Origin of the sequence: Pantoea sp. VS1 (assembly GCF_002207995.1) — a bacterium.
Lineage (GTDB): Bacteria > Pseudomonadota > Gammaproteobacteria > Enterobacterales > Enterobacteriaceae > Pantoea > Pantoea dispersa.
Genome location: NZ_NHZE01000184.1, coordinates 1 through 248, shown reverse-complemented (window position 1 = coordinate 248; position 248 = coordinate 1). Strand labels below are relative to the sequence as shown.

At 67.7% G+C, this 248-nt stretch carries 1 pseudogene; it reads left to right on the top strand.

The features are described from left to right. Positions 1-248 (top strand): annotated as a pseudogene (locus tag CBW22_RS25805) (DDE-type integrase/transposase/recombinase); the annotation flags it as partial.

The window sequence follows — 248 nt, the reverse complement described above, 5'->3', positions numbered from 1 at the left end:
CGCGGCTGCATGGAAAGGGCCTTCCTGGAAGGCGGGCTGCCCGACGTTATCCGCACCGACAACGGCTCGCCCTTCGTTGCGCCGGGCATCCTCGCGCTGACGCAGCTGAGCGTGTGGCTGATAAAACGGGGGATACAGCCGGAAAGAACCGCGCCGGGCTGTCCGGGGCAGAACGCCCGCCACGAGCGGATGCACCGGTCGCTGAAGGTCGCCATGAGCCACCACGACGTCTTTGGCTCGCTGCCGGA